Annotated in this window: 19 protein-coding genes; 13 read left to right on the forward strand and 6 right to left on the reverse strand. The window is 62.1% G+C overall.

Annotated elements, in window-relative coordinates; translation table 11 throughout:
- The 6 genes from VL598_RS11490 to VL598_RS11515 all read left to right on the forward strand — a co-directional run.
- Positions 1 to 3,031 (forward strand): cellulose biosynthesis protein BcsC (locus tag VL598_RS11490; RefSeq protein ID WP_325326844.1); only part of this gene is annotated, 3,031 nt, incomplete at its 5' end.
- Positions 3,032 to 3,062: 31 nt separating this feature from the next.
- A complete protein-coding gene (bcsE, locus tag VL598_RS11495; RefSeq protein ID WP_325326845.1) occupies positions 3,063 to 5,078 on the forward strand; it encodes a cellulose biosynthesis protein BcsE in 2,016 nt (671 codons plus the stop codon).
- A 213-nt stretch (positions 5,079 to 5,291) separates the two neighbouring features.
- Positions 5,292 to 6,071, forward strand: a complete 780-nt coding sequence (bcsQ, locus tag VL598_RS11500) for a cellulose biosynthesis protein BcsQ (RefSeq protein WP_325326846.1) — start codon at positions 5,292 to 5,294, stop codon at positions 6,069 to 6,071.
- 5 nt (positions 6,072 to 6,076) lie between these two features.
- The gene (gene bcsA, locus VL598_RS11505) at positions 6,077 to 8,623 is read left to right on the forward strand and encodes a UDP-forming cellulose synthase catalytic subunit (RefSeq protein WP_325326847.1); all 2,547 of its coding nucleotides are present in this window, start codon (positions 6,077 to 6,079) and stop codon (positions 8,621 to 8,623) included.
- A gap of 46 nt (positions 8,624 to 8,669) precedes the next feature.
- Positions 8,670 to 10,220, forward strand: a complete 1,551-nt coding sequence (bcsG, locus tag VL598_RS11510; RefSeq protein ID WP_325326848.1) for a cellulose biosynthesis protein BcsG — start codon at positions 8,670 to 8,672, stop codon at positions 10,218 to 10,220.
- Complete coding sequence (locus VL598_RS11515) at positions 10,217 to 10,465, forward strand: hypothetical protein (protein ID WP_325326866.1); 249 nt, start codon at positions 10,217 to 10,219, stop codon at positions 10,463 to 10,465. Before bcsG ends, VL598_RS11515 begins: the two co-directional genes overlap by 4 nt.
- A gap of 25 nt (positions 10,466 to 10,490) precedes the next feature.
- Here VL598_RS11515 and pcaF read toward each other — a convergent pair whose 3' ends face one another.
- The 3 genes from pcaF to VL598_RS11530 are packed head-to-tail and all read right to left on the reverse strand — an operon-like array spanning position 10,491 to position 13,062.
- Positions 10,491 to 11,693, reverse strand: coding sequence for a 3-oxoadipyl-CoA thiolase (gene pcaF / locus VL598_RS11520; protein ID WP_325326849.1), 1,203 nt, complete (start codon positions 11,691 to 11,693; stop codon positions 10,491 to 10,493).
- A gap of 18 nt (positions 11,694 to 11,711) precedes the next feature.
- Positions 11,712 to 12,368 (reverse strand): 3-oxoacid CoA-transferase subunit B, encoded by a 657-nt coding sequence (locus VL598_RS11525; protein WP_325326850.1) that lies wholly within the window; start codon positions 12,366 to 12,368, stop codon positions 11,712 to 11,714.
- A 10-nt stretch (positions 12,369 to 12,378) separates the two neighbouring features.
- Positions 12,379 to 13,062, reverse strand: coding sequence for a 3-oxoacid CoA-transferase subunit A (locus VL598_RS11530; RefSeq protein ID WP_325326851.1), 684 nt, complete (start codon positions 13,060 to 13,062; stop codon positions 12,379 to 12,381).
- A gap of 209 nt (positions 13,063 to 13,271) precedes the next feature.
- Here VL598_RS11530 and VL598_RS11535 point away from each other — a divergent pair, with 209 nt between their 5' ends.
- The 3 genes from VL598_RS11535 (at position 13,272) to VL598_RS11545 (ending at position 15,920) form a co-directional block, all read left to right on the forward strand.
- Positions 13,272 to 14,108, forward strand: coding sequence for an IclR family transcriptional regulator domain-containing protein (locus VL598_RS11535; RefSeq protein WP_414718704.1), 837 nt, complete (start codon positions 13,272 to 13,274; stop codon positions 14,106 to 14,108).
- A 411-nt stretch (positions 14,109 to 14,519) separates the two neighbouring features.
- A complete protein-coding gene (locus VL598_RS11540; RefSeq protein WP_325326852.1) occupies positions 14,520 to 14,930 on the forward strand; it encodes a response regulator in 411 nt (136 codons plus the stop codon).
- 399 nt (positions 14,931 to 15,329) lie between these two features.
- Positions 15,330 to 15,920, forward strand: coding sequence for a response regulator (locus VL598_RS11545; protein WP_325326853.1), 591 nt, complete (start codon positions 15,330 to 15,332; stop codon positions 15,918 to 15,920).
- A gap of 29 nt (positions 15,921 to 15,949) precedes the next feature.
- Here VL598_RS11545 and VL598_RS11550 read toward each other — a convergent pair whose 3' ends face one another.
- The gene (locus tag VL598_RS11550) at positions 15,950 to 16,576 is read right to left on the reverse strand and encodes a glutathione S-transferase family protein (protein ID WP_325326854.1); all 627 of its coding nucleotides are present in this window, start codon (positions 16,574 to 16,576) and stop codon (positions 15,950 to 15,952) included.
- 102 nt (positions 16,577 to 16,678) lie between these two features.
- Here VL598_RS11550 and VL598_RS11555 point away from each other — a divergent pair, with 102 nt between their 5' ends.
- A complete protein-coding gene (locus tag VL598_RS11555; RefSeq protein ID WP_325326855.1) occupies positions 16,679 to 18,349 on the forward strand; it encodes an ATP-binding domain-containing protein in 1,671 nt (556 codons plus the stop codon).
- 400 nt (positions 18,350 to 18,749) lie between these two features.
- On the opposite strand, the gene VL598_RS11560 is transcribed toward VL598_RS11555, so the two are convergent.
- The gene (locus VL598_RS11560) at positions 18,750 to 18,968 is read right to left on the reverse strand and encodes a hypothetical protein (RefSeq protein WP_325326867.1); all 219 of its coding nucleotides are present in this window, start codon (positions 18,966 to 18,968) and stop codon (positions 18,750 to 18,752) included.
- Between VL598_RS11560 and VL598_RS11565 the strand changes: the two genes are divergently transcribed.
- Entirely contained in the window at positions 18,873 to 19,106 is a 234-nt protein-coding gene (locus VL598_RS11565; protein ID WP_325326865.1) for a YodC family protein, read from the forward strand. The genes VL598_RS11560 and VL598_RS11565 overlap by 96 nt on opposite strands.
- A gap of 108 nt (positions 19,107 to 19,214) precedes the next feature.
- Here the strand turns inward: VL598_RS11565 and VL598_RS11570 are convergent, their stop codons facing one another.
- Positions 19,215 to 19,523 (reverse strand): superinfection immunity protein, encoded by a 309-nt coding sequence (locus VL598_RS11570; protein ID WP_414718705.1) that lies wholly within the window; start codon positions 19,521 to 19,523, stop codon positions 19,215 to 19,217.
- A 129-nt stretch (positions 19,524 to 19,652) separates the two neighbouring features.
- Between VL598_RS11570 and VL598_RS11575 the strand changes: the two genes are divergently transcribed.
- Together VL598_RS11575 and VL598_RS11580 are read left to right on the forward strand one after the other, a co-directional pair.
- The gene (locus tag VL598_RS11575; RefSeq protein ID WP_325326857.1) at positions 19,653 to 21,110 is read left to right on the forward strand and encodes a M20/M25/M40 family metallo-hydrolase; all 1,458 of its coding nucleotides are present in this window, start codon (positions 19,653 to 19,655) and stop codon (positions 21,108 to 21,110) included.
- 81 nt (positions 21,111 to 21,191) lie between these two features.
- Positions 21,192 to 21,770 carry an NnrU family protein gene (locus tag VL598_RS11580; RefSeq protein WP_325326858.1) on the forward strand — a complete coding sequence of 193 codons (579 nt, stop codon included), beginning with the start codon at positions 21,192 to 21,194 and terminating at the stop codon, positions 21,768 to 21,770.
- Positions 21,771 to 21,847: the final 77 nt, after the last annotated feature.

The following is a 21,847-nucleotide window of genomic DNA, read 5'->3' on the forward strand; positions in this document are numbered from 1 at the left end:
CAACGCTGCAATCGAAGCGCGCAAGGAGCTCGAGCGAGATCCCGGATACATCGCTCAGCAGCAGGGCTTGCGCGCATTGTCACGCGGCGATCTCACGGCCGCCGATACGTTGTTGTCGCGAGCTGTGCAAGTCCGTGGGACGAATGCCGACGCGGTGGGCGGGCTGGGTCTCGTGCGTTTGCGCGAGGCTCGGCATGCCGAGGCGCGTGGACTGTTCCAGCGCGCGGCAGGGCTGGCGTCCGACGATCGCGGGAAATGGGTGGCCCTCGCTCGCACAGCGGAGCTTTGGGGCACGATAGCGCAAGGCCGCGAGGCAGCCGCGGCGGGCCGTGCGCCGGATGCCGAACGTGCGGCGCGCGCGGCGCTGTCGATGGACGCGGCCAATCCGCAGGCCAAACTGCTGCTTGCGGATGCCTTGCTAGCCCAACGCAATTGGACGACTGCGGAGCCGCTCTTGCGCGCGTTGCTGGCGCAGCGCGAGCCGAGTATCGATGCGGTGAACGGCATGCAGACACTTTTGCAGGCCACGGGGCGCGCCGACGAAATCGATCCGTTGCTCGATGCGTTGCAGATGCGTTTTCGTGAATCGGGCGAGCGGGCGCAGCTTGCGCAACTGCGAGCTAACCGGCTTGCAAGCGAAGCGCAGCAGCTAGCGGACGACGGCAAGATTGGACCCGCGGCACAGCGCTATGAAACGGCGTTGCGCCTTGCACCCGATGCGCCGTGGACCCGGTTCGCCCTGGCTAGGCTCTATCGCGACCTCGGGATGGCACAACTCGGGAGGGCCGTGATGGACGAGGGCGTCGCAGTGTCGGCGTCACCCGAGATGCGGTACGCGAGTGCGCTCTATCGAAACTCGATCGATGACGTTGCGGGCGCACAAGCCGTGCTGGCCCAGATCCCGCTCGATGTACGCACGGATGGCATGCGCGCGTTTGCACGCCGGCTCGACGCTCAGCAAGAACTGACCGCTGCACGGCGGGCTTTCGCGGGCAATGCGCCCGAGGCGGCGGGGGAGGCGCTCGAGAGGGCACGCGAACTCGGTTCCGACGATGCCTACCTGACGGCGTCGGTCGGAGCCCTTTGGATTGATTGGGGACAAGCCGAGCGCGGCCTTGCCCTGATGCGCGAATGGATGTCGGCACACCCGCAGGAAGCAGACGTCGATGTGCGATTGCGCTATGGCGACCTCCTTGGCAGCGCCGGGCGCAACGACGAGCTTGACGCATGGCTTCGGCAACTGCGCGACGAAGCCGATCGAATGAGCGAAGCACAGCGGGCGCGACTCGAAGACGAGGCGCTGCGTCTCGCGCTGCGCGAAACCGATGCGGCACTCGAGGCGCATGATGTCGAGCGTGCTCAACGGTTGCTCGATCAAGTGAGTCCTGCCGGCAGGCTCGATAAGCGGTATGCGCTCGAACTCGCCGACGTCGAGCGCACCGCAGGACGCTATGCGGCGGCACGTGCAGCCTTGGCGGTCGTGCTCGCACGCACGCCTGACGATCCCGATGCGCAGCTTGCGCTTGCGCGCGTGCTCCAGGAAAGCGGATCTCGCGCCGAGGCGCTCAAGCTTGTCCGGAGCGTGCTTGCTGAGGTATCGCCGGAAGATGTCGACGTGCGTTTGTCCGCGGCGCGCAGGCTTGCGGCGCTGCGCCAAACGAGTGAGGCGATGGAGGTGATGTCGCCTTTGCGCTCGGCATTTCCGGACCGGCCAGACGTGACGATCCAGGAGGGGCGGCTCGCCGAGGATCTGGGGCGGTACGAGCAGGCTGCAGCGCTCTATCGCGAGTCGTTGACGCAGGAGCGCGCGTCCGGGGACGTTCGCCCGCTCGAGGGCACACCTGCACAAGCAGCACTCGCCGATCTCGAGCAGCGTCGCAATCCGCAAGTTGAAGCAGGCTGGATGCCGGCCTACAAGTCGGGAGACGCCGGCATATCGCAATACCGAGCTCAGCAGGTGCCGGTTTACGTTCAAATGCCGTATCGCTACGACGGGCACTTTTTTCTTCACCTGGACGTGGCGCGCCTCGATGCGGGCTCCCTCGCGCCGACGAGCCCTCCGAGCTACGCATTGCAGACGTTTGGCACATATTCCGCATGGGCGTCCGACATGGCGAGGCCGGCGGCGAAAGTTCTCGATCAGCATGCCGATGGCGTCGGAGGCGGCGTGGGCTACGTGTCCGATGCATGGAGGTTCGATTTGGGCTCGACGCCGGTCGGGTTCCCCGTGCATTACCTTGTCGGCGGCGTGCGCTACCGGTTCGATGTTGGACCAGCGAGCTTTTCGATCAGCGCCTCTCGGCGCCCCGAGACAACTAGCGTCTTGTCCTACGCAGGGTTGCGTGACCCGTGGACCAATGCGGTTTGGGGCGGTGTGCGGCGCGACGGAATCGATTGGCATACGAGTATCGATATCGGGCGCGGCAGTTTTTTTTCGGACTTCGGCGCCGGAACGTTGACAGGCGTTCATGTTGCGCGCAATCAGGCGTTCACGTTGCGCACGGGCTACATGACGCCCGTCTACGAGCGAGCGAACATGCAGCTGAGCACGGGTCTCGTCGGTAACCTTTGGCACTACACCGACAACTTGCGCTACTACTCCTACGGCCAAGGCGGCTACTACAGCCCGCAGCGATACGTTTCGTTGGGAATTCCGCTCGAGTGGAGCGGCCGGCGAGGTGGATTGACTTGGGATCTCACGACGACGGTCGGCATATCAAGCGCCTACGAAAAGGACTCGCCGTATTTCCCGACCGGTTTGCCGAGCGGGATGAACGCAGCGTCCGCGCAAACGCTATCGAGCCTGGTCTACCGCGGCGGATCGAGCGGCATTGGCTTTTCGTACGGCGTGAGCGGCGTCGTGCAATACCGGTTCAATTCTCGTTGGGTCGTGGGGGTACGCGTCGATATCGATCGCTCGCACGACTACGCGCCGAGTTCGGCAATGATTTATTTGCGCTACTCGTTGGATGCGCGCAAGGAAGACAACCGACTTTCGCCGACACCCGTACGGCTTTACTCGAACTGCTAGCGCCGAAGCACATGGATGGGGAGAGACGTCAGTGAGTGCTGCCTCTAATCGCTTTGATCAAGGTCCAGCCGACCGGGGGCTCGCCGCTCGTCTGCGCGCAGCGGCAAGCGCGATGCTCGGGTCGAACCGCGGGGAGCCGAGCCGGCTAGGCATTGAAGCGCTGCCCGATGAACTCACCCGCCTGACGCCAGGCGGCCTCTTTGTCGTGTATTCGAGGCTGCGCGGGCCATGCGAGGCGCTGATTTGGCAAAGCGCACGGGAAGCGCGCACGCGCTACGTGACGGTCGTACTGGCTCGTACGCATGAGGAGACCGCAGACCAACTGCGCGATTTGGGATTTGCGCCGGGCCTTGCCGCGCCTGGCTGGCCGCGCAATCTGAATGTGCTTGCGATGCCAGTGTCAGTGTCTTTCAGGCTGCCTGCCGATCCGGGCATACCCGATGAATTCGACGTCGCTGCGCAACGCGACGCGCACGTGCCGCCGTTTGCGCGGCTCATCGGCGCATTGCGCGCGCTCAAGCGCTTTGGCTTTCGCTTCCACGCGCTGTATGTCATCGAGGGCGCTGATCGCTGGTTCAGTTGGAACGATCCCGTGGCGTTGGGGCGCGAAGGGCAGTGGCTCGCCGATTGGTGTGCGGCGCGCAAGATCACGTGTGTGCTCCTGATGCGCCCCAAGCCTGGCGATCCGGCCGGGCCCGACGATGACGCCATCAAATTTGAAGATCGATTTGCCGACGATTTGGGCGGCGAGGGCCGCAGAGCCTTTCACAGCGCCTGTGCAGGCGTTGCGCATCTTCGCCGTGCGCATGGGGAGTTGCTTTGGCAATGCGACTTTTGGCGAGTGGACCATACGCTCGTCACGGGCGAAGTTCATTCGCTGCGCGTTACGGACGACGGACGCCTGACGGCTACGCCTGAGACACAGGGGGCGAAGACGGCATCGGTCAAGCTCGCGCACGATGACGAGCGCGTTATCGCGACGCGCGCCGTCGTCTCCAACGAGGCGTGGAGGCCTGATGAATGGGAGGTCGTCGACAACCTCGACGCAGTGCTCGCCGCGTGCAACGGCGCGATTGCCGCCACGGTGCTGCTCGACTATACGGATGGCTTCCGCCTCGAGCCGCTTTGCGCGGCCGTGCACGGATTGAGGCGGCGATCGGGACGCGCGCTGAAGATCGTCGTCGTGGAGCGTGGACAGGTGTTGCGACATCAGTACGAGCTGTTGCTATTGAGCGTCGGCGCCAACTTGGTGGTCGCCCGCGACTTGCCGTTTTCTCGTTTGCAATCACTGCTGCGTTCGCTGCAAGGCCAAGTCGATACACGACCGATCGCGGAGGATTACAGGGCGTCGCTCGCTGCCTCATTGGCCGATGCCGTGCGCGGCTATCTGCCCACCGACGCGTTTTGCTCGCACGTGCTCGATGTGCTTCGACGCTGCCGGTTGCTTCAACTGCCGCATGTGCTGGCCAAGCTGACGCTGTTGCCGGAGGTGGCACATGTCGATGTGCTGCGCCACTGCGTGCCTCGCCGAACGGGCGATGTGTTTACGTCGGACGCAGGCCACGTGTTCGTGTTCCTCTTTGCGTGCCGCATGCCGGATGCTCCGGCGGCGCTTGCAGGCATCTTCGAGGCACAGGTCACGCGTTGGTCCGACGATGTCGTCTTTCTTGCGGGCGAGACGATCGAACGCGAAACGCAAGCGTTGGCTGAGGCAAATCGGCGAGCTCCAGCTGCCGACTTTAGTGACCTTTTCGCCGAGGCCCCTACGCGCTCGCCGACGAATGCCGGCGAAGAAGCACAGGTTCGAAACGAGGTACGGGCGCAGCAGTTCCCCTTTGCCGAGGCCCTGCCGCAGCCGTCGAAGGGGCTCACGGTGACTGAAATCGAAGTGCAACTGAGGGCTGTGGAGCGAGCACTCGCAAGCGGGGGACATGACGACAACCACGCGCACCGGGACGAATTGCGCATGGCGATTTCGCGCTCGCCGCGGGATCGACGCCATGTGGAGCCTTGCTCCATGCCGTTACGCGAGACCGAGGAGAAGTGACGTGGCGACCTTCCTGCTTATTTCATTTGCGGCCGGCTTTGTGTTGGCCATCCCTATCTGGATTGTGCGACAGCGTGTGAGTCGCACGCGCCGCGGCTTGCGACTCGCACGCGGTTTCCTCCCGCGCGACACAGTGCCGTGCGAGATCGAGGCCGTCGTGCTGAGCGGGCGCCTCTTGGTGCGGCCCAAAAAAAACGACATCGAGGCCCAATCATGAGGACGATTGCTGTCGTGTCGACGACGGGAGGCGCTGGACGGACCACGATAGCCGCCGCGCTTGCTGTCCTGCTCGCGCGCCGCAACAGGACCGTCGTGGCCCTTGACCTGGACCCGCAGAACCTGCTCGGTGCACACCTGGGACTCGATGCGTTTGCGCCAAACGGACTCGGCCATGCAATCGCCGGCCAAGCCGATGTTTGGGAAGCGCCGACGTGGCGCAATGGCGATGGCGTACTGTTCGCCCCGTATGGCGAACTCGCCGCAGCAGAGCGCACCGCAGCGGAAGGCCAGCTGGCCGCAGAGCCCCGATGGCTCGCCCGCGCGCTCGCGCGGCTCGATTTGCCGCCGGACGGTGTGGTGTTGATCGATACGCCACGCTATCCCTCATTGCAAGCCGAGCAGGCTGTCGATTGCGCAGACCTGGCACTGTGCGTGACGCCACCGGAGCCGGGCGCCTGCGCAACGTTCATTCGAAGGCTGTCGGCGCTGAAGGCGACGGGGGCGCACATCAAGATCGTCGTCAACCGGCTGAACCCCACCCGAGACATGCAGTGCGATGCGCTCGCCATGCTGCGCGTAGCCGCGAACGACGCCGATGCGCTTGCTGAGCGCGTCCATTTCGATGCGGCGATGCCCGATGCGTTTGCGCGCGGCAGTTGGTTGTTTGACGACGCGCCGCACTCGCAGGCCTCGCATGACCTGCAAGGACTGGCTGGTTGGCTCGATACATGGCTCGATAAGCGCGTTGCGAGCGCCGGGCAAGCTATGAGGTGAAGACGATGGAACAGTCGGCTGATCGTCGTCCACGAAACTGGCGAATCCGCTTTGTGCGCTGGATTGCGGGAGGCATCGGCGTGCCTGCGCAAGGATCGGCACTCGACTGGTTCGTGCGTCTCGTCTTCAAGCCTGTTCCCGAGGGCAAGCCCGATTTCGCGCTGCGCTGGGCGCATGCGGCGCAGCAGAGGCTGGCACTGGAATGGGGTGTACTCGATCCGTACGATTGGCGTGCCTGGATGTTGCGTGCGTTTGTGAGGCCAGCGCGGTCTCAACAACGTACGGACGTCTCGCGCACGCGAGAAGTGCTGAAACGGCTGCAGACACGGGTTATGCACGTAACGCTGTTGATGCATGCGATTGGGAAGCGCATTGATGCACCGATCGCACGCCTGCCGTGGCAGCGATGGGGCGACGGGATCGAGCGCGGCACCGTCCGGCTCGGCCACGTTCGCTGGCTGTTGCTTTTGCTTGCAGGTGCAGGTCTTGTGCTCTGGGTAGGCGTGGGACTCACGCCGTTGCAGCCCGACGGCCAATGGGCGTTTTTTGTGGCGACGCTCGTGTTTGCACTGATCGTGCGTCGTTTGCCCGGCCGTTTGCCGGTACTCATGCTGGCCACGCTGTCGTTGCTTGCAATGGCACGCTACGTGTGGTGGCGCATGACGCAAACGCTCGACTTTCGCACCTCGGCGGAATCGATCGTCGGCTACACGCTAGTCGGGGCAGAGATGTACACCTGGGTGATTCTTACGCTCGGTTTCGTGCAGACTGCCTGGCCGCTTAATCGCACGATCGCCGAACTGCCTCCCGATCCCCGCGACTGGCCTACGGTCGACATCTACATCCCGACCTATAACGAGCCGCTTTCGGTTGTGCGTCCTGCTGTGTTCGCGGCGCAGGGCATCGACTGGCCAGTCGACAAGCTACGCGTCTACGTGCTCGACGACGGGCGACGTCCGGACTTCGTTGCGTTCGCTCGCGCAGCGGGCGTCGGCTATCTGACGCGCGACGACAATCGCCACGCCAAGGCTGGCAACATCAACTGTGCGTTGCCGCGCACGCAGGGCGACTACATTGCGATCTTCGATTGCGACCATGTACCGACTCGCTCATTTTTGCAAACGACGATGGGCACCTTTCAGCGCGACCCGAATTGCGCCATGGTGCAAACCCCACATCATTTTTTCTCGCCCGATCCATTCGAGCGCAATCTCGGCACTTTCCGCCGCGTGCCGAACGAGGGCATGTTGTTCTATGGGCTCGTGCAGGCCGGCAACGATCTTTGGAACGCGTCGTTCTTCTGCGGCTCGTGCGCAATCATCAAGCGAGTGCCCCTCGAGGAGATCGGCGGCATCGCCATAGAGACGGTGACCGAGGACGCGCATACCGCGCTCAGGTTGCATCGGCGCGGCTATACAACGGCCTATTTGCCGACGATCCAGGCGGCCGGCCTCGCGACCGAGTCACTCGCCGGCCATATCAAGCAGCGCACGCGCTGGGCGCGTGGCATGGCCCAGATCTTTCGCATCGACAATCCGTTTCTGGGTCGAGGCCTTAAGTTCTTCCAGCGGCTTTGCTACGGCAATGCGATGCTGCATTTCTTCCATGGCGTGCCGCGGCTTGTGTTTCTCGTGACGCCCATCGCGTATCTCTTCTTTCAGATCTACTTCATCAATGCGTCGGCGATGGCCCTCGCGAGCTTCGTGCTGCCTTATCTCGTGCTCTCCGACATGGCCAACGCGCGGATACAGGGTAAATTCAGGCATTCATTCTGGGCCGAAGTGTATGAATCGGTGCTTGCCTGGTACGTTGCTGTGCCCACCACGATCGCTTTCCTGAGCCCGAAGCACGGTAAATTCAATGTGACTGATAAGGGCGGACGCATCGACGAAAGCTTTTTGGACTGGAGCGTCTCAAAGCCCTATCTCGTGTTGTTTGTGCTGAACGGTGCTGCTTTCGTAGCGGGAGGCTATCGGCTTTTCTTGGGGCCGGCCGACGAAGCGCAAACCGTCATCCTCAATATCGTTTGGACTGCTTACAACCTGATCTTGCTCGGCGCGGCGCTGAGCGTCGCCAGTGAGGCGAAGCAGGTGCGCGTTACTCACAGAGTCGCCATGCGTGTGCCGGCGACGTTGCTCCTGCGCGATGGCACGACGCTCGCGTGCATGACGAGCGACTATTCGACGGGCGGCCTCGGCATCGAACTGCCGAGCGACGATCCCGCCTTTACCCCGGGAGACACCCTCGACATCTCTCTAAGCCGCGGAGACCGTTTGTTTCATTTCCCCGTGCGCGTGAGCCGTCAGGTGGGCCGTCGCGTTGGCCTGCAATTGGAAGCACTGACGCTCGACGAGGAACGGCAACTCGTGCAATGCACGTTCGGCCGCGCCGACGCTTGGCTCGACTGGCGTGCTGAGATGACCGAAAGCGGCGCGCTAATGGGGCTCAAGAGCGTGATGCTACTGGGCATCCAAGGTTACCTGCGCCTCGTGAGGGGCGTTGCGCGGACATTGATCGGGTTGCTCGCGCTCGACCGGACGCACGAGCGATGAGCCGCGCCACCCGCGTTGTGCAGAGTCTTAACGAGGAGCGGCTTTCATGACCCTGTGGAACCTGTATTTCATCTTCAAGCTGTGCCTTTATGGGGCGGGCCATCTGAACCCGCTGTGGATGGCCAACATTTCGTTTGCGCTAGCACTCGCGCTTACGAGCCCGATAAGACATCGCGCTCTGCGCATTGCAAGGCACATCGTCGGCTTGGCCATCGGCATTCCGCTTCTCTACCACGAGGCGAAGGTACCTCCGCTTTCACGCCTCGTCGAAACGTTTTCGGCTCTCGAGTCTTTTTCCTTGCGATACTGGCTCGAGATTTTGCCGCGTTTCGTGCCGCCTGCGCTGCTCGCACTCGCCGCCGTCGCAGTCGCGCTTTATTTCGTTGTAAACCGATGGCTTCGCGTCGCCACATTTGTGGTGCTTGCATTGATCGCATGGCCGCTCTGGAATTCGATCGGCCTCGCTCTGACGCCGCCACAAGTTGGCGCCGGCACGGGCGCACGAAGCACATTCGCCGACGCACCGATCGACCATAACGCTGCACTGGCTGCGTTTCGCACGCGCGAAGCGCAGCGTGAGGTGACGTTCGGTCATCTCGCAGCCGACCCAAATGCGCAGTTCGACATCATTGTTCTGCACATATGCTCGCTTTCGTGGGATGACCTCGATGTATCGAAGGCGCGCGACAATCCGATGCTGAGCCACTTCGATTACCTCTTTTCGAACTTCAGCTCGGCCTCGAGCTATAGCGGCCCGGCAGCGATTCGGGTGCTGCGCGCGAGCTGCGGCCAGGAATCCCACGCGGATTTGTACAAGGACGCTCCGAAGCCATGCTATTTGCTCTCGGAACTGGCGCAGGCGGGGTACACGCCACAGATACTGTTCAATCACGACGGACAGTTCGATAACTTCTTGCATATCGTGAAAGAAAATATCGGGGTGCCCGGCACGCGGATTGTTTCGAACGACAACGCGCGCGTTGCCATGCACGCTTTCGACGGATCACCCGTGCGCGACGACTACGCGACGCTTGCAGGCTGGTACGCCAATCGCGCCGAAACGCCTGGGCCCGTTGCGCTCTACTACAACACGATCAGCCTGCATGACGGCAATCGGCTCGTTGGCAACGAGCGCCTGACGAGCGTCGAATCGTATCCGCAGCGCGTCAACACGCTGATGAACGAGATCGACGCATTCGCCGACATGGTCGCCAAATCGAGCCGACGCGCCGCGATCGTCGTCGTGCCCGAGCATGGCGCCGCGCTTCGCGGAGACAACGATCAGGTTGCAGGACTGCGCGAGGTTCCGTCTCCACGCATCATCCATGGACCAGTGGGGGTGCGTCTTGTCGGTTTGCCCGCCGATCACGGAACGACGACGGTGATCAGTACTCCTACGAGTTTTCTTGCGTTAGCGCAGCTCTTATCGAACCTTGTCTCGAACAGCCCCTTCAAGCCTGGCGTCGCACTTTCCCAGTACGCGGCCGGATTGCCCGAGACGCAGATGGTCGGCGAAAACGAAGGGACGGTCGTGATGAAGACGGCGAGCGGCTACGCCGTGAAAACGCCGGACGGCATTTGGTTGGAGCAGAAATGACCGATCTCTATAGCGCACCGCGAAGCGCGCCTGCGAACGATATCGTCGGGCTCGCCCAGCATGTTCCCGAGCTCGACCCAGGCCGCTACCTCGACGAACAGGCGCGCCTCGCCTACGAGGACGCGCTCGCCAAGTGGCCGGCGCTGGCGCGCTTGATGGGGCTTGTCGGCCCGTCAGAGGGGCATGCTGCCCCGCGGGCCTACAGCGGGGAAAGCAAGGAAGGCGGGGAAGGGAAGCCGCGCTGAGCCCCGTCGACGCGGCTTCGGCACATCAAACGCGCTCGATGATGACAGCGATACCTTGCCCGACGCCGATGCACATGGAGCACAGCGCATAACGACCGCCCGTGCGCGCAAGCTGGTACACGGCCGTCGTCGCCAGCCGCGCGCCCGAGGCGCCGAGCGGGTGGCCGATTGCAATGGCGCCGCCGTTCGGGTTCACGCGGGCGTCGTTGTCGGCGAGCCCCAGGCTGCGCGTCACCGCAAGCGCTTGCGCGGCGAATGCTTCGTTCAGCTCGATCACGTCCATCTGATCGAGCGTCAGTCGCGCACGATCGAGCACATTGCGTACCGCTTGTGCAGGCCCGAAACCCATGATGCGCGGCGCAATGCCGGATGTCGCCATCGCCACGACGCGTGCGCGCGGCTTCAACCCGTAGCGCGCAGCGCTGCGCTCATCGGCGAGCAGCAGGGCGCACGAGCCATCGTTGACCCCCGACGAGTTGCCCGCGGTGACAGTGCCGTCGGGGCGCACGATCGCCTTCAGCTTGGCGAGCGCTTCCAAAGAGGTGGCACGCGGATGTTCGTCCTTGCTGACGACGACGGGATCGCCCTTCTTTTGCGCGATACTGACAGGGATCAATTCGTCGTCGAATCGACCGGCTTCCTGCGCCGCGGCTGCAAGCGACTGACTGCGCAATGCGAACGCATCTTGGTCGGCGCGGCTGACAGCAAAATCGGCGGCCACGTTTTCTGCGGTTTCCGGCATCGAATCGACGCCGTACATCGCCTTCATCAGCGGATTCACGAAACGCCAGCCGATCGTTGTGTCCTCCATCTTCATCGTGCGACTGAAGGCGGTATCCGCCTTGCCCATGACGAACGGCGCGCGGCTCATGCTTTCAACACCGCCCGCGATCATCAGGCTCGTCTCGCCCGCCTTGATTGCGCGCGCTGCGGTACCCAGGGCGTCAAGCCCTGAGCCGCACAGTCGATTGACCGTGCAGCCGGGCACCGCTACGGGCAGCCCTGCCAACAGGGACGACATGCGTGCGACGTTGCGATTGTCTTCGCCCGCTTGATTCGCGCAGCCGTAGATCACGTCGTTGAGCGCGCCCCAATCGACGCCGCTATTGCGCTCGATGAGCGCCTTGATCGGCAGGGCGCCGAGATCGTCGGCACGCACGGTCGACAAAGCGCCGCCATAGCGACCAAAGGGTGTGCGCACCGCATCGCAGATATAAGCTTCTTCCATTGCGTCGGCTCCTCGTTGTCAGGCCTTTGCTGCCGCACTCGCCTGGATCAGCGGGACGGGCGTCAAGTCTTGCAGTTCTTTGAAAGTCAATCCATCGACCATGTCGATCACTTCGAGGCCGCGAGGCGTGATATCGATCACAGCAAGGTCGGTATAAATGCGGCTGACGCACGCAACGCCGGTGAGGGGGTAGGTGCAGTGTTCGACGAGCTTGCACTCGCCCTGCTTGGTCACATGGTCGGTCATGACGAACACTTGCTTCGCACCGATTGCGAGGTCCATTGCGCCGCCGACTGCCGGAATCGAGTCAGGCGCGCCGGTGTGCCAATTGGCAAGATCGCCGCGCACGGAAACCTGAAACGCGCCGAGCACGCAAATGTCGAGGTGGCCGCCGCGCATCATCGCGAACGAATCGCCATGATGGAAAAAGCTGCCGCCGTCGAGCAGGGTGACGGGCTCCTTGCCGGCGTTGACCAGTTCAGGATCTTCCTCGCCGGGCGCGGGCGCGGGGCCCATGCCAAGCAGGCCGTTCTCGCTTTGCAAGAAGATTTCGCGGTCCTTCGGCAGGAAGTTCGCGACCTTCGTCGGCAATCCGATACCGAGGTTGACGTAGGCCCCCTCGGGGATGTCTTGTGCAACGCGTCGCGCCATGTCGTCGCGGGTCCACTTGTTCATGTTGCGCTCCTTACGCGGCGAGCGCCGTCTTGCCGGGCACGGCGACGACGCGTTGGACAAAGATGCCCGGGGTCACAATGGCCTCGGGATCGAGCTCGCCGAGCGGCACGATGTCGCTGACCTGCGCGATGGTGACCGAGGCGGCCATGGCCATGATCGGACCAAAATTGCGCGCCGCTTTGCGATAGACGAGATTACCCCAGCGATCGCCACGGTGGGCCTTGATCAGCGCGAAGTCGGCCTTGATCGGATATTCGAGCACGTAATGCTTGCCGTCGATCTCGCGTGTCTCCTTGCCTTCGGCGAGCAGCGTGCCGTAGCCGGTCGGCGTGAAAATCGCGCCGAGCCCCGCGCCGGCCGCCTGGATGCGGGCGGCGATGTTGCCTTGCGGTACGAGTTCGAGTTCGATCTCGCCTGCGCGATAAAGTGCGTCGAACACATGCGAATCGGCCTGCCGCGGGAACGAACAGACAATTTTTCGGACGCGCCGCGCCTTGAGCAGCGCAGCGAGTCCGAGGTCGCCGTTACCGGCGTTGTTGCAAACGACCGTAAGGTCTTTAGCACCTTGCGTGATCAGAGCGTCGATTAACTCGGCCGGCTGTCCTGCCGTTCCGAAGCCGCCGATCATGACGGTGGCGCCATCGAAGATGCCGGCTACGGCTTCTTCGGGCGACGAAGTGGTTTTGTCGATCATGGTGGTGTCTCAGTCGCGCTCGGTTTGCGCGTTTGTCGATGTCCTTCGGGGTCGAATTTAGAGCCGCCGAGGACAAACATCAATGCCGATTATCGAAATACTGTTCGGTAATCGAACGACGGCGAACGCCTCTGGAGAATTGCGGGTAAAGTGCGTTCGATTAGCGAACGTATCGCCAAATAACAACGTATTGTCGCAGGAGATGATGGATGAACGAGCCTCTTCAGACGAGTCAAGCCGCCACACCGGCCAGCGCCGAGACCGGCTCGATTGCGCTCCCACCACCGAAGTCGGATCCGGATTTCATGACATCGCTGGCGAGGGGGTTGGCTGTCATTCAGGCATTTTCGCCGCAACGCCGGGTACTGACGATTTCGCAGATCAGCCAGCGTACTGGAATTCCGCGCGCTGCGGTACGGCGCTGCTTGCATACACTCGGCAAACTCGGGTTCGTTTGCGCCGAGGACGGCCGCAATTTTTCGCTGCGCCCGCGCGTCCTGGCGCTCGGGCATGCCTACCTGGCCTCAACGCCGCTCGCAAACGCCGCGCAACCCGTGCTGCGCCACATCAGCAACGCGCTGAACGAGTCGACTTCGGTGGCGATTCTCGACGGTGACGAAATTCGGTACATTGCGCGCACCTTCACGTCGCGCATCATGACGATCGATCTGCATGTGGGCAGCCGGTTACCCGCGTATTGCACGTCAATGGGCCGTGTGCTGCTGTCGCACGTTCCGGGCGATGAGCTCGACGCCTATCTGGAAAGGGTGAAGCTGATTCAGCACACGCCGCGCACGATCGTTTCACGCGAGGGGCTGCGCGAAGTGCTCGGATCGGTACGTCGGAGCGGCTATGCGATCACGGATCAGGAGCTTGAAATCGGCTTGCGTTCGATCGCTGTGCCGATCGAATCGCCGGACGGCCGCGTCGTCGCCGCCTTGAATATCGGCGCTCAGGCCGCGCGCGTTTCCGTGGAGGAAATGGAAAGCCGCTTCCTGCCCGTACTGAGGGATGCGGCGCGGGAACTCGGCCTCTTGCTGGCCTGACGCCCGAGGCAGCAGGGCCGCTGAACCGGCCCCGTGCCCATTAAACCCTTATCGGTAGTCCATCCAAAGATCCGCTCGATCAGGGTTCGGAGGTCATGTCGCGCCAGCCGCCCCAACCGCCCGAGTGCTATCAAAAACCTCAGTTCACCGAGCACAATCGTTCGCTATTGTTTCGACGTAGGTACTCACGTCGTGGGTCGCTTTTGCCGCTGCGTGGGAAAGCCAACATTGCCGGCAACGACATTCGCTGGCACTCGCTGTGCGCGTGGTATCGTCCGCGCGGTACTCAGGTGGTTGTCGTGCTCCGGGCACAGTTCTGGCGCAATTAAACTGCGCCGCCCGCCCCGGGCTGACAACTGAAGCCAAGCCCCACACTTGAAGAGCGCCGCATAGACGGTTCAATAAATAGGTATGAACGGAGCACAGAGACTGGAACGAGTGACGGTCGTCGTGGTCGATGACGAGCCCTCCAGCAGGGAATCATTGACGATGATGCTGGAAGCGGAGGGAGCGCGTGTCGTGGCAGCCCGCGACGCGGAGGAGGGGGTCGAAGCGGTACTGAGCAGAACGCCGGACGCGGTCATCTGCGACCTCGATCTGCCTGCCATGGACGGTTTCTATCTGATTCAGCGGTTGCGCGACGACGAGATTCGGAGCAACCGCGCGCCCGCGGTGGCTGTCGCGATAACGGGGCACACCGACGAGGCCTATCGGCTGCGCAGTATCGGTGAGGGTTTTCAGCATTTCATGAGAAAGCCTGCGCAGCCCGAGCGCTTGATCGCGCTGCTGGCCGACGCCGTAGGCGAGCGAGCGGCGAGTTGATCCACGGCGGCTGCGGCCGGCCGTACGGCGCTTCTCGCCAACCTTGCATGGGCGTGCTCTTACGATCGGTATCAAAAGGTAGTTTTTGCAAGGCATGTATGCCAAAAACTACTTCTGACCTTAGACGTCCGGGATGTTCTCGATCTACTCGGGGCGACCGGACGGCAGCCTCGTGCTAGAACCATAATGAGAGGTTAGGTCAACCTTCGAGGTTTGCGGGAGTGTCGAGCCGATTGCGTCGGAATTGGGCATAAGCCGTGCTTGCGAATGCGCGTGCTCGGCATTCGATGCCGCCCGCTTCCTTACAAGTCGCTGCTGTTTATGCAACCGGACCCCGCTTGGGACGCTCAGCCCGTCCCACCTGCTGCGCTAGCTGCCCCGCCCAGGGAGCACTTGCAGATGTCTGCCGAATCCGTACAAGAAAGTCACGCGCTTTCGATGCAGGGTGACGACGGCTTGGGCGTAAACGGAAAGGGCGCGCTTGCCGCGACGGGCGACGGGACAGGATGGGGCTTGGGGCTCGCCGCACGCCCGCCGATTGCCGCCGCTGACGGCTCCGCAGGCGATGGCGGCGTAGGGCGGCTTGCTGAAAGCGTGGGCACGCGAGCAGGGCTCGTGATTCTGATCGTCGACGACAACTCCGACTCAGCCGACAGCATGGCAATGCTTTTGCGCATGAAAGGCCATTGCGTTCATGTCGCTTATGGCGGCGAGGGGGCGCTCGCCCGAGCCGCGCACACCGGTACCGTCGACCTTGCCTTGCTCGATATCGCGATGCCGGGCGCGGACGGCTTCACCGTCCTGCAACAACTGAAAAAGACGCATGCGCTCTCTAACGCGCTTTTCGCCGCAATGACGGGCTTCGGGCAAGCTAGCGATGTGGAACGCTCTCTTTCGCGCGGCTTCGACATGCATTTGACGAAGCCTGTGCAACTGCCGCTGATCGACGCGCTGCTGCAGCGTGCGATCGAGCGGCGCAAAGCGGGCTAGGCGCTGCCAACGCCGCCTTGTAAGGTGGATCAGGTCAGCGGATGGTCGATGTATTTCTTGAACGGCGAACGTTGACTCACCCGTTGGTACCAGCGTTCGAGGCTTGGCATCGAGGGGCGTTCGATGCCAACCAATCCGAACCAACGCTTTGCAAACGTACCGAGCGCAATGTCCGCGATCGTGAACTTGTCGTCCGCGAGATGAAAGCGGCCCTGCAAGTGCGTATCAAGCAGTTTCCAGCGCTTCACGAGCGTATCCAGATTGGCCGCAAGTGCCGTCGCATCGCGTTGCTCGGGACTGGTTCGCACGAGGCTGACGAACACGGGACGCTCCGTCGGCTGTAGCGCCGCGAGGCACCAGTCGAGCCAACGATCGACGCTTGCGCGCAATTGGGGCTCAGCGGGGTAGAGCGTGCTCGATGCGCCGTATTGCATTGCAAGGTAACGCAGAATCGAATTGGATTCCCACAGAACGTACGCGCCATCGACAAGCGTGGGAACCTGCCCGTTCGGATTGAGCTCGAGATATTCGGGATCGTTGACTCGGCCGAATTGCATGCCGGCGTCGATGCGCTCGAAGGGAAGCCCGAGTTCGTCGCAGCACCAGAGTACCTTTTGCACGTTGGCCGAATTGGCTCGTCCCCAAATCTTCAACATTTGACCGCCTCCAAAGATGCTTGCCGCGGCGAGGCGGCGATGACATGTGGGTTAGTACAATACGCCGAATCGAAAAATCCGACCGCGAGGAACTCGACCGACATGGCCCGCCTCATTCCCGACGACTGGAAACATTTGGCCGCAACCGGCGCGGCTGAGCGCGAGCGAGAGACGTTGACCCTTTTCGAAACGTCGCTTCCGCAAGGCTACATCGTTTATCACGGCGTGCACTGGACGCGTCAGAACGGTGCGTTTTCCGTGTTCGGGGAGGTGGATTTCGTCATCGTCAGCCCCGCGGGCCGCGTCATGCTGATCGAACAGAAGGCGGGTTTTTTGCGCGAAACGCCGAAAGGCCTCGTCAAGGTCTATCTGCAAACAGAACGGAACGTCTCGATCGAACTGGCGCGGACCGTGGAGCGTATGCACCGCCGTTTTACCGCGGCATTCGGCGCCGGGACGTACTGTATCGAAGCGCTGCTTTTCTGCCCTGACTATGTCGTGAAAAACGGGGCGATTGCCGGCGTCGCCCCGGAGCGCGTCATCGATGCGACTCGCAAGGAGCAACTCGTTTCCAGCATTCTGGAGGCGCTGCCCGCCAATGAGCCATGTTTGCCGTGCGCGCCGAAGATACATCACTTTCTTTCCGACGAACTCGCTCTTACGCCCGATGCAAGCGCCCTGGTCGGTCAAGCGGGCACGCTCGTCACGCGCTTGTCGGGCGGGCTTGCTACATGGGCGCGACGGCTGGAATTCACGCCGTTTCGGTTGCGGGTAGTCGGCACGGCGGGCTGCGGCAAGACGCAGTTGGCTGTACAGGTGATGAAAGATGCGGCGGCTGTCGGCAAGCGCGCGCTGTACGTTTGTTTCAATCGTCCGCTTGCCGATCACATCGGCCGCGTTGCGCCGCCGGGCGTCAAAGTCGCCAACTATCATCAGCTCTGCGATTGGGTGGGGAGAGACGTCGGGCACAGGGTCGATTTCCAGGCGCCTGATGCGTTCTCACGGCTAGAAACGACGTTCGCCGAGGCGCCGATCCCCGAACATTGGCGCTTCGACGTGGTCATCGTCGACGAAGGCCAGGACTTCCAGCAGCCATGGGTCGATGCCCTTGGTCGCCTTGTGCGGCCCAACGGAGCATGGTGGTGGCTCGAGGATCCGTTGCAGAACCTTTACATGCGTGAGCCGCTTGCCTTGCCAGGCTGGGCAGTCCTGACCGAAATGACGAACTACCGCAGTTCGCGTGACATTCTCGATTTTGTGCGCGACAAGGTGGGTGCTGCGGTGCCGCATGCTGCTGCGCTCGCAGCGGGCAGTCCATTCGATGGCTCGCAGATCGGCTTTACTGCCTACGAGGAGACTCGGCAAGACGCCGTCATCGAGGCTACCAAGCGCGCTATTACTCAGGCGCTTTCCCTGGGCTTTCGCAAGCAGGACATTGCCGTGCTTTCGTTTCGCGGCCGCGAGGGTTCGGTATTGGCGCCTGTCGAGCACCTCGGCCCGCATCGGATAAAAGGCTTCACCGGCAAATACGATTTGTTCGGCAATCCCGAATATCGCGAGGGCGACGTGTTGCTCGAGTCGATCTACCGCTTCAAGGGGCAATCGGCACCTTGCGTCATCCTGACTGAGGTCGATTTCGATGAATTCGACGAGCGTGCTGCACGCAAGCTCTTCGTCGGCGCGACGCGGGCGACGATGAAGCTGATCATCGTGGCGTCGAGTCGTGCTTTGCACCACCTGCGCGCGGAGGGGGGAACGGATGCAGAACGCTGAGCACCGAATCGCTCGGTTGGCTTGACAAGCTATCGCTTAAAAAAAGGCGTTCTGGGTAATCTGATTTTGAACTATGCGTTTCTTGAATTCGCCGCTAATGATTGCTGCTAATTAATTGATCTGCATCAAAGTCAATGTAAGGCAATCTGCAACGATTAGGCGTTGAAGCATATCGAATTGCCATCTGGCAAGACGCTCACGCGCAATGATCTGCGCAGGCGCCTGGTGCCAATCACATACGAGTGTCGGGCGTGATCGCCACCTGCCTTTATGCTGCGGTTGCGTAGAGCCCGCGTGCTTGCTGCAGTGCATCGCTGAAGTGTCTTGTCGAGTAAGGATTCTATTGTTAGTCTCTGCGTGTCCACGATGATTATTGAGAAGGCTAGCGCCAGTTGTTTTTTCAATTTGTTTTCGGCTCGCCAGTATGCGCATGCGCTGGCAATATGAAATCAATGCTTAAAACGGAGCGGATATGCTTCAGGGAATCTCGGATCGGCGGGAATACTTTAGTGCAGGTGATGTAGTGACGCTGAAAACCGGAGGCGCTCGCATGACCGTTACCCACGTTGGCGCGGACGAAGGGGGAGATTGGCTGCTGTGCCAGTGGTTCGATGAGCATGGCGAGTTGCGGCAAGAAAGGTTTTTACAGGACGCACTCGCGCGGCAACCGCGCTCCATACCTGCTGGACTCGCGCACTTGGGCCGCGGCTTGGGGCACACGGGCTCGCGGGGATTAGGGGAAGTTGGGACGCCGTAAGTACGAAAGGGCTAACGGCGGTCGAGCGCTTTGCATGGGACTGCCGTAAGCGCTAAAGGGTAACGGCGGTCGACTGCTTTGCATGGGACCGCCGTAAGCGCTAAAGCGCTAACGGCGGTCGACACGTCTTTCGATGCGCGTTGTGAGCGCCTTTGAAAACGCATGCATGCTCACCACGCGACGTTTGCGTACAACGTCAACTGCAATATCCCTCGCCGGATTCGCCATTAACGCCCAACACAGAGCGATAATCCAGCCGACCACCGTCCAGCCAAGACACGCGTTAAAAAGGGCGAGTGTCAACAAATCGTGGCGCTTGCGACGGTCCGCGACCAGCGCCGGCAGGAAATAAAGTACCACCGCGGCCAACACTTCAACCGCCTGCAAAACGATTTCGTCTAACGTTCCGACAACCATAACGGAGCGCTCCACTATTGGTGCGTCACATTGTCGCGTATTTACCGCTTTTGCGCAGGCGGCCATCGTGTTAGCGCAAATCGAGCCCAGGCACTATCATGTGCCCTTTGGTTCACCCTCCAAAACGCCATGACTGCAGCCAATGCGGCACAACCGCAACTCGATCGCGACGCGCTCACTACGTTCGTCAACAGCAAATGGAACGACGAAATTGTTCCTGCCTTGACTGACTACATCGCTATCCCCGCCAAAAGCCCCGCGTTCGACGCACAATGGGCCGAACACGGCTACCTCGAACGCGTCGTTGCGGATGCCGCCCGCTGGGCCGAGCAGCAGCGCGTACGGGGGCTCAAGCTCGAGATTGTCAGGCTGCCAGGCCGCACACCGGTCATCTTTTTCGAAACGCCGGCCACGCGCTCCGGCAGCACACAGTCGATCGTGCTGTATGGACACCTCGATAAGCAGCCCGAATTCGAAGGCTGGCGCAGCGATCTCGGTCCGTGGCAGCCAAAGTACGAGGACGGCAAACTCTACGGTCGCGGCGGCGCCGACGACGGCTACGCCATCTATGCAAGCCTGTGCGCACTAGCTGCGCTCGATGCGCAGGGAATCGAACGCCCGCGTTGCGTCGGCTTGATCGAGACCTGCGAAGAGTCGGGCAGCTATGACCTGCTTCCGTACGTCGATGCGCTCCGCGATCGGCTTGGCGACGTAGGGCTCGTCGTCTGCCTCGATTCGGGCGCAGGGAACTATGACCAGCTATGGCTCACGACTTCGCTGCGTGGTCTCGTGGCAGGCTCGCTCGAAGTCGAGGTACTAGAAGAGGGCGTGCATTCTGGCTCGTTTGGCGGCATCGCGCCGTCGAGCTTTCGTATCATGCGCCAGCTCATCGAGCGCCTCGAGGATTCCGCGACGGGCAACTTGCTGCCGGCCGGCTTTCATTGTTCGATTCCCAGCAGCCGGCTCCGCGAAGCCGAGGCCACCGCGCGTATTCTTGGCAATGACGTTTGGAAGTCCACCCCATGGGCCTGCGGGCAAGACGGCAAACCGGTATTGCCCGTCACGACCGATCCACGCGAAGCATTGCTCAACTCGACTTGGCGGCCGTCTCTCGCACTCACTGGCGCTCACGGTCTGCCGTCGCTCGAAAGCGCGGGTAATGTCCTGCGTCCGCGCACGGCGTTCAAGCTGTCACTGCGCCTCCCCCCCCTCGTCGATGCAGCGCGTGCCGTCGCGGACCTGAAGGCGTTGCTCGAGCTCGATCCACCCTATAACGCCAAGGTCACGTTCAAGCCTGAGGCCAGCGCCGCAAACGGCTGGAACGCCCCCGAACTCGCGCCTTGGCTCGCCGAGGCGTTGCAGTACGCTTCGCAGGCGCACTTTGGGGCTGGCTGCGCATTCATCGGACAAGGCGGAACGATTCCGCTCATGAACGTTTTGCAGGCCGGGTTTCCCAAGTCCCAATTCGCGGTCTGCGGAGTGCTTGGACCCAAATCGAACGCGCACGGGCCAAACGAGTTTCTTCATGTGCCGTACGCGAAGAAGCTGACTGCGGCAATGGCTGAGGTTATCGCCGCAGCGCCGTGAGTCTTACCTGGCAGAACGATCGGTATCGGCCAAGGAGACACTTCGCCTTAAAGACGATCACGACGCCAAAGGAGATTCAACATGAGCATGCTGATTCTTGGGCTGATCGTATTTCTCGGTTTGCACTCGGTGCGCCTCGTTGCCGAGCGTTGGCGGCAGGCGCAGTTCGTACGCGTCGGCGAGCGTCGCTGGAAAGGCCTTTACTCCGTTGCGTCGTTGGTCGGCCTCGTGCTGATCATCTGGGGTTACGGAATGGCGAGGCGCTCCCCCCTTTTCGTTTGGGCGCCTCCCGAGGGGGCCCGTCATGTCGCTGCGTTGTTCGTCGCCGTGGCGTTCATCCTCATTGCAGCGGCGTATGTCCCCGGCAATCACGTCAAGCGCGCAGTAGGGCACCCGATGTACGCGGGCATCGCCTTATGGGCAATCGGTCATCTGCTCGCAAACGGAACCCTGCACGACATCGTTCTCTTCGGTGCCTTTTTGATTTGGGCCGTCGCGGGATGGATCGTCTGGCGTCGTCGCGATCATGACGCTGGTGTTCGATACGCCGCCGGTACGCCCGCCGCCGACGTCAAAGTCGTCGTTGGCGGTCTTGTCCTATGGGCCGTCTTCGCGTTCGCTTTGCACGGATGGCTGATTGGCGTGCGGCCTTTCGGGTGATCGTTTGGCGAGCGGCGCATTGACCTCTCGCCCGACGTCAGTGCAGCTTCGCGGCGATAACGCCGCGAAGCGGATGC

The sequence above is a fragment of the Trinickia sp. genome (assembly GCF_035492435.1).
GTDB lineage: Bacteria > Pseudomonadota > Gammaproteobacteria > Burkholderiales > Burkholderiaceae > Trinickia.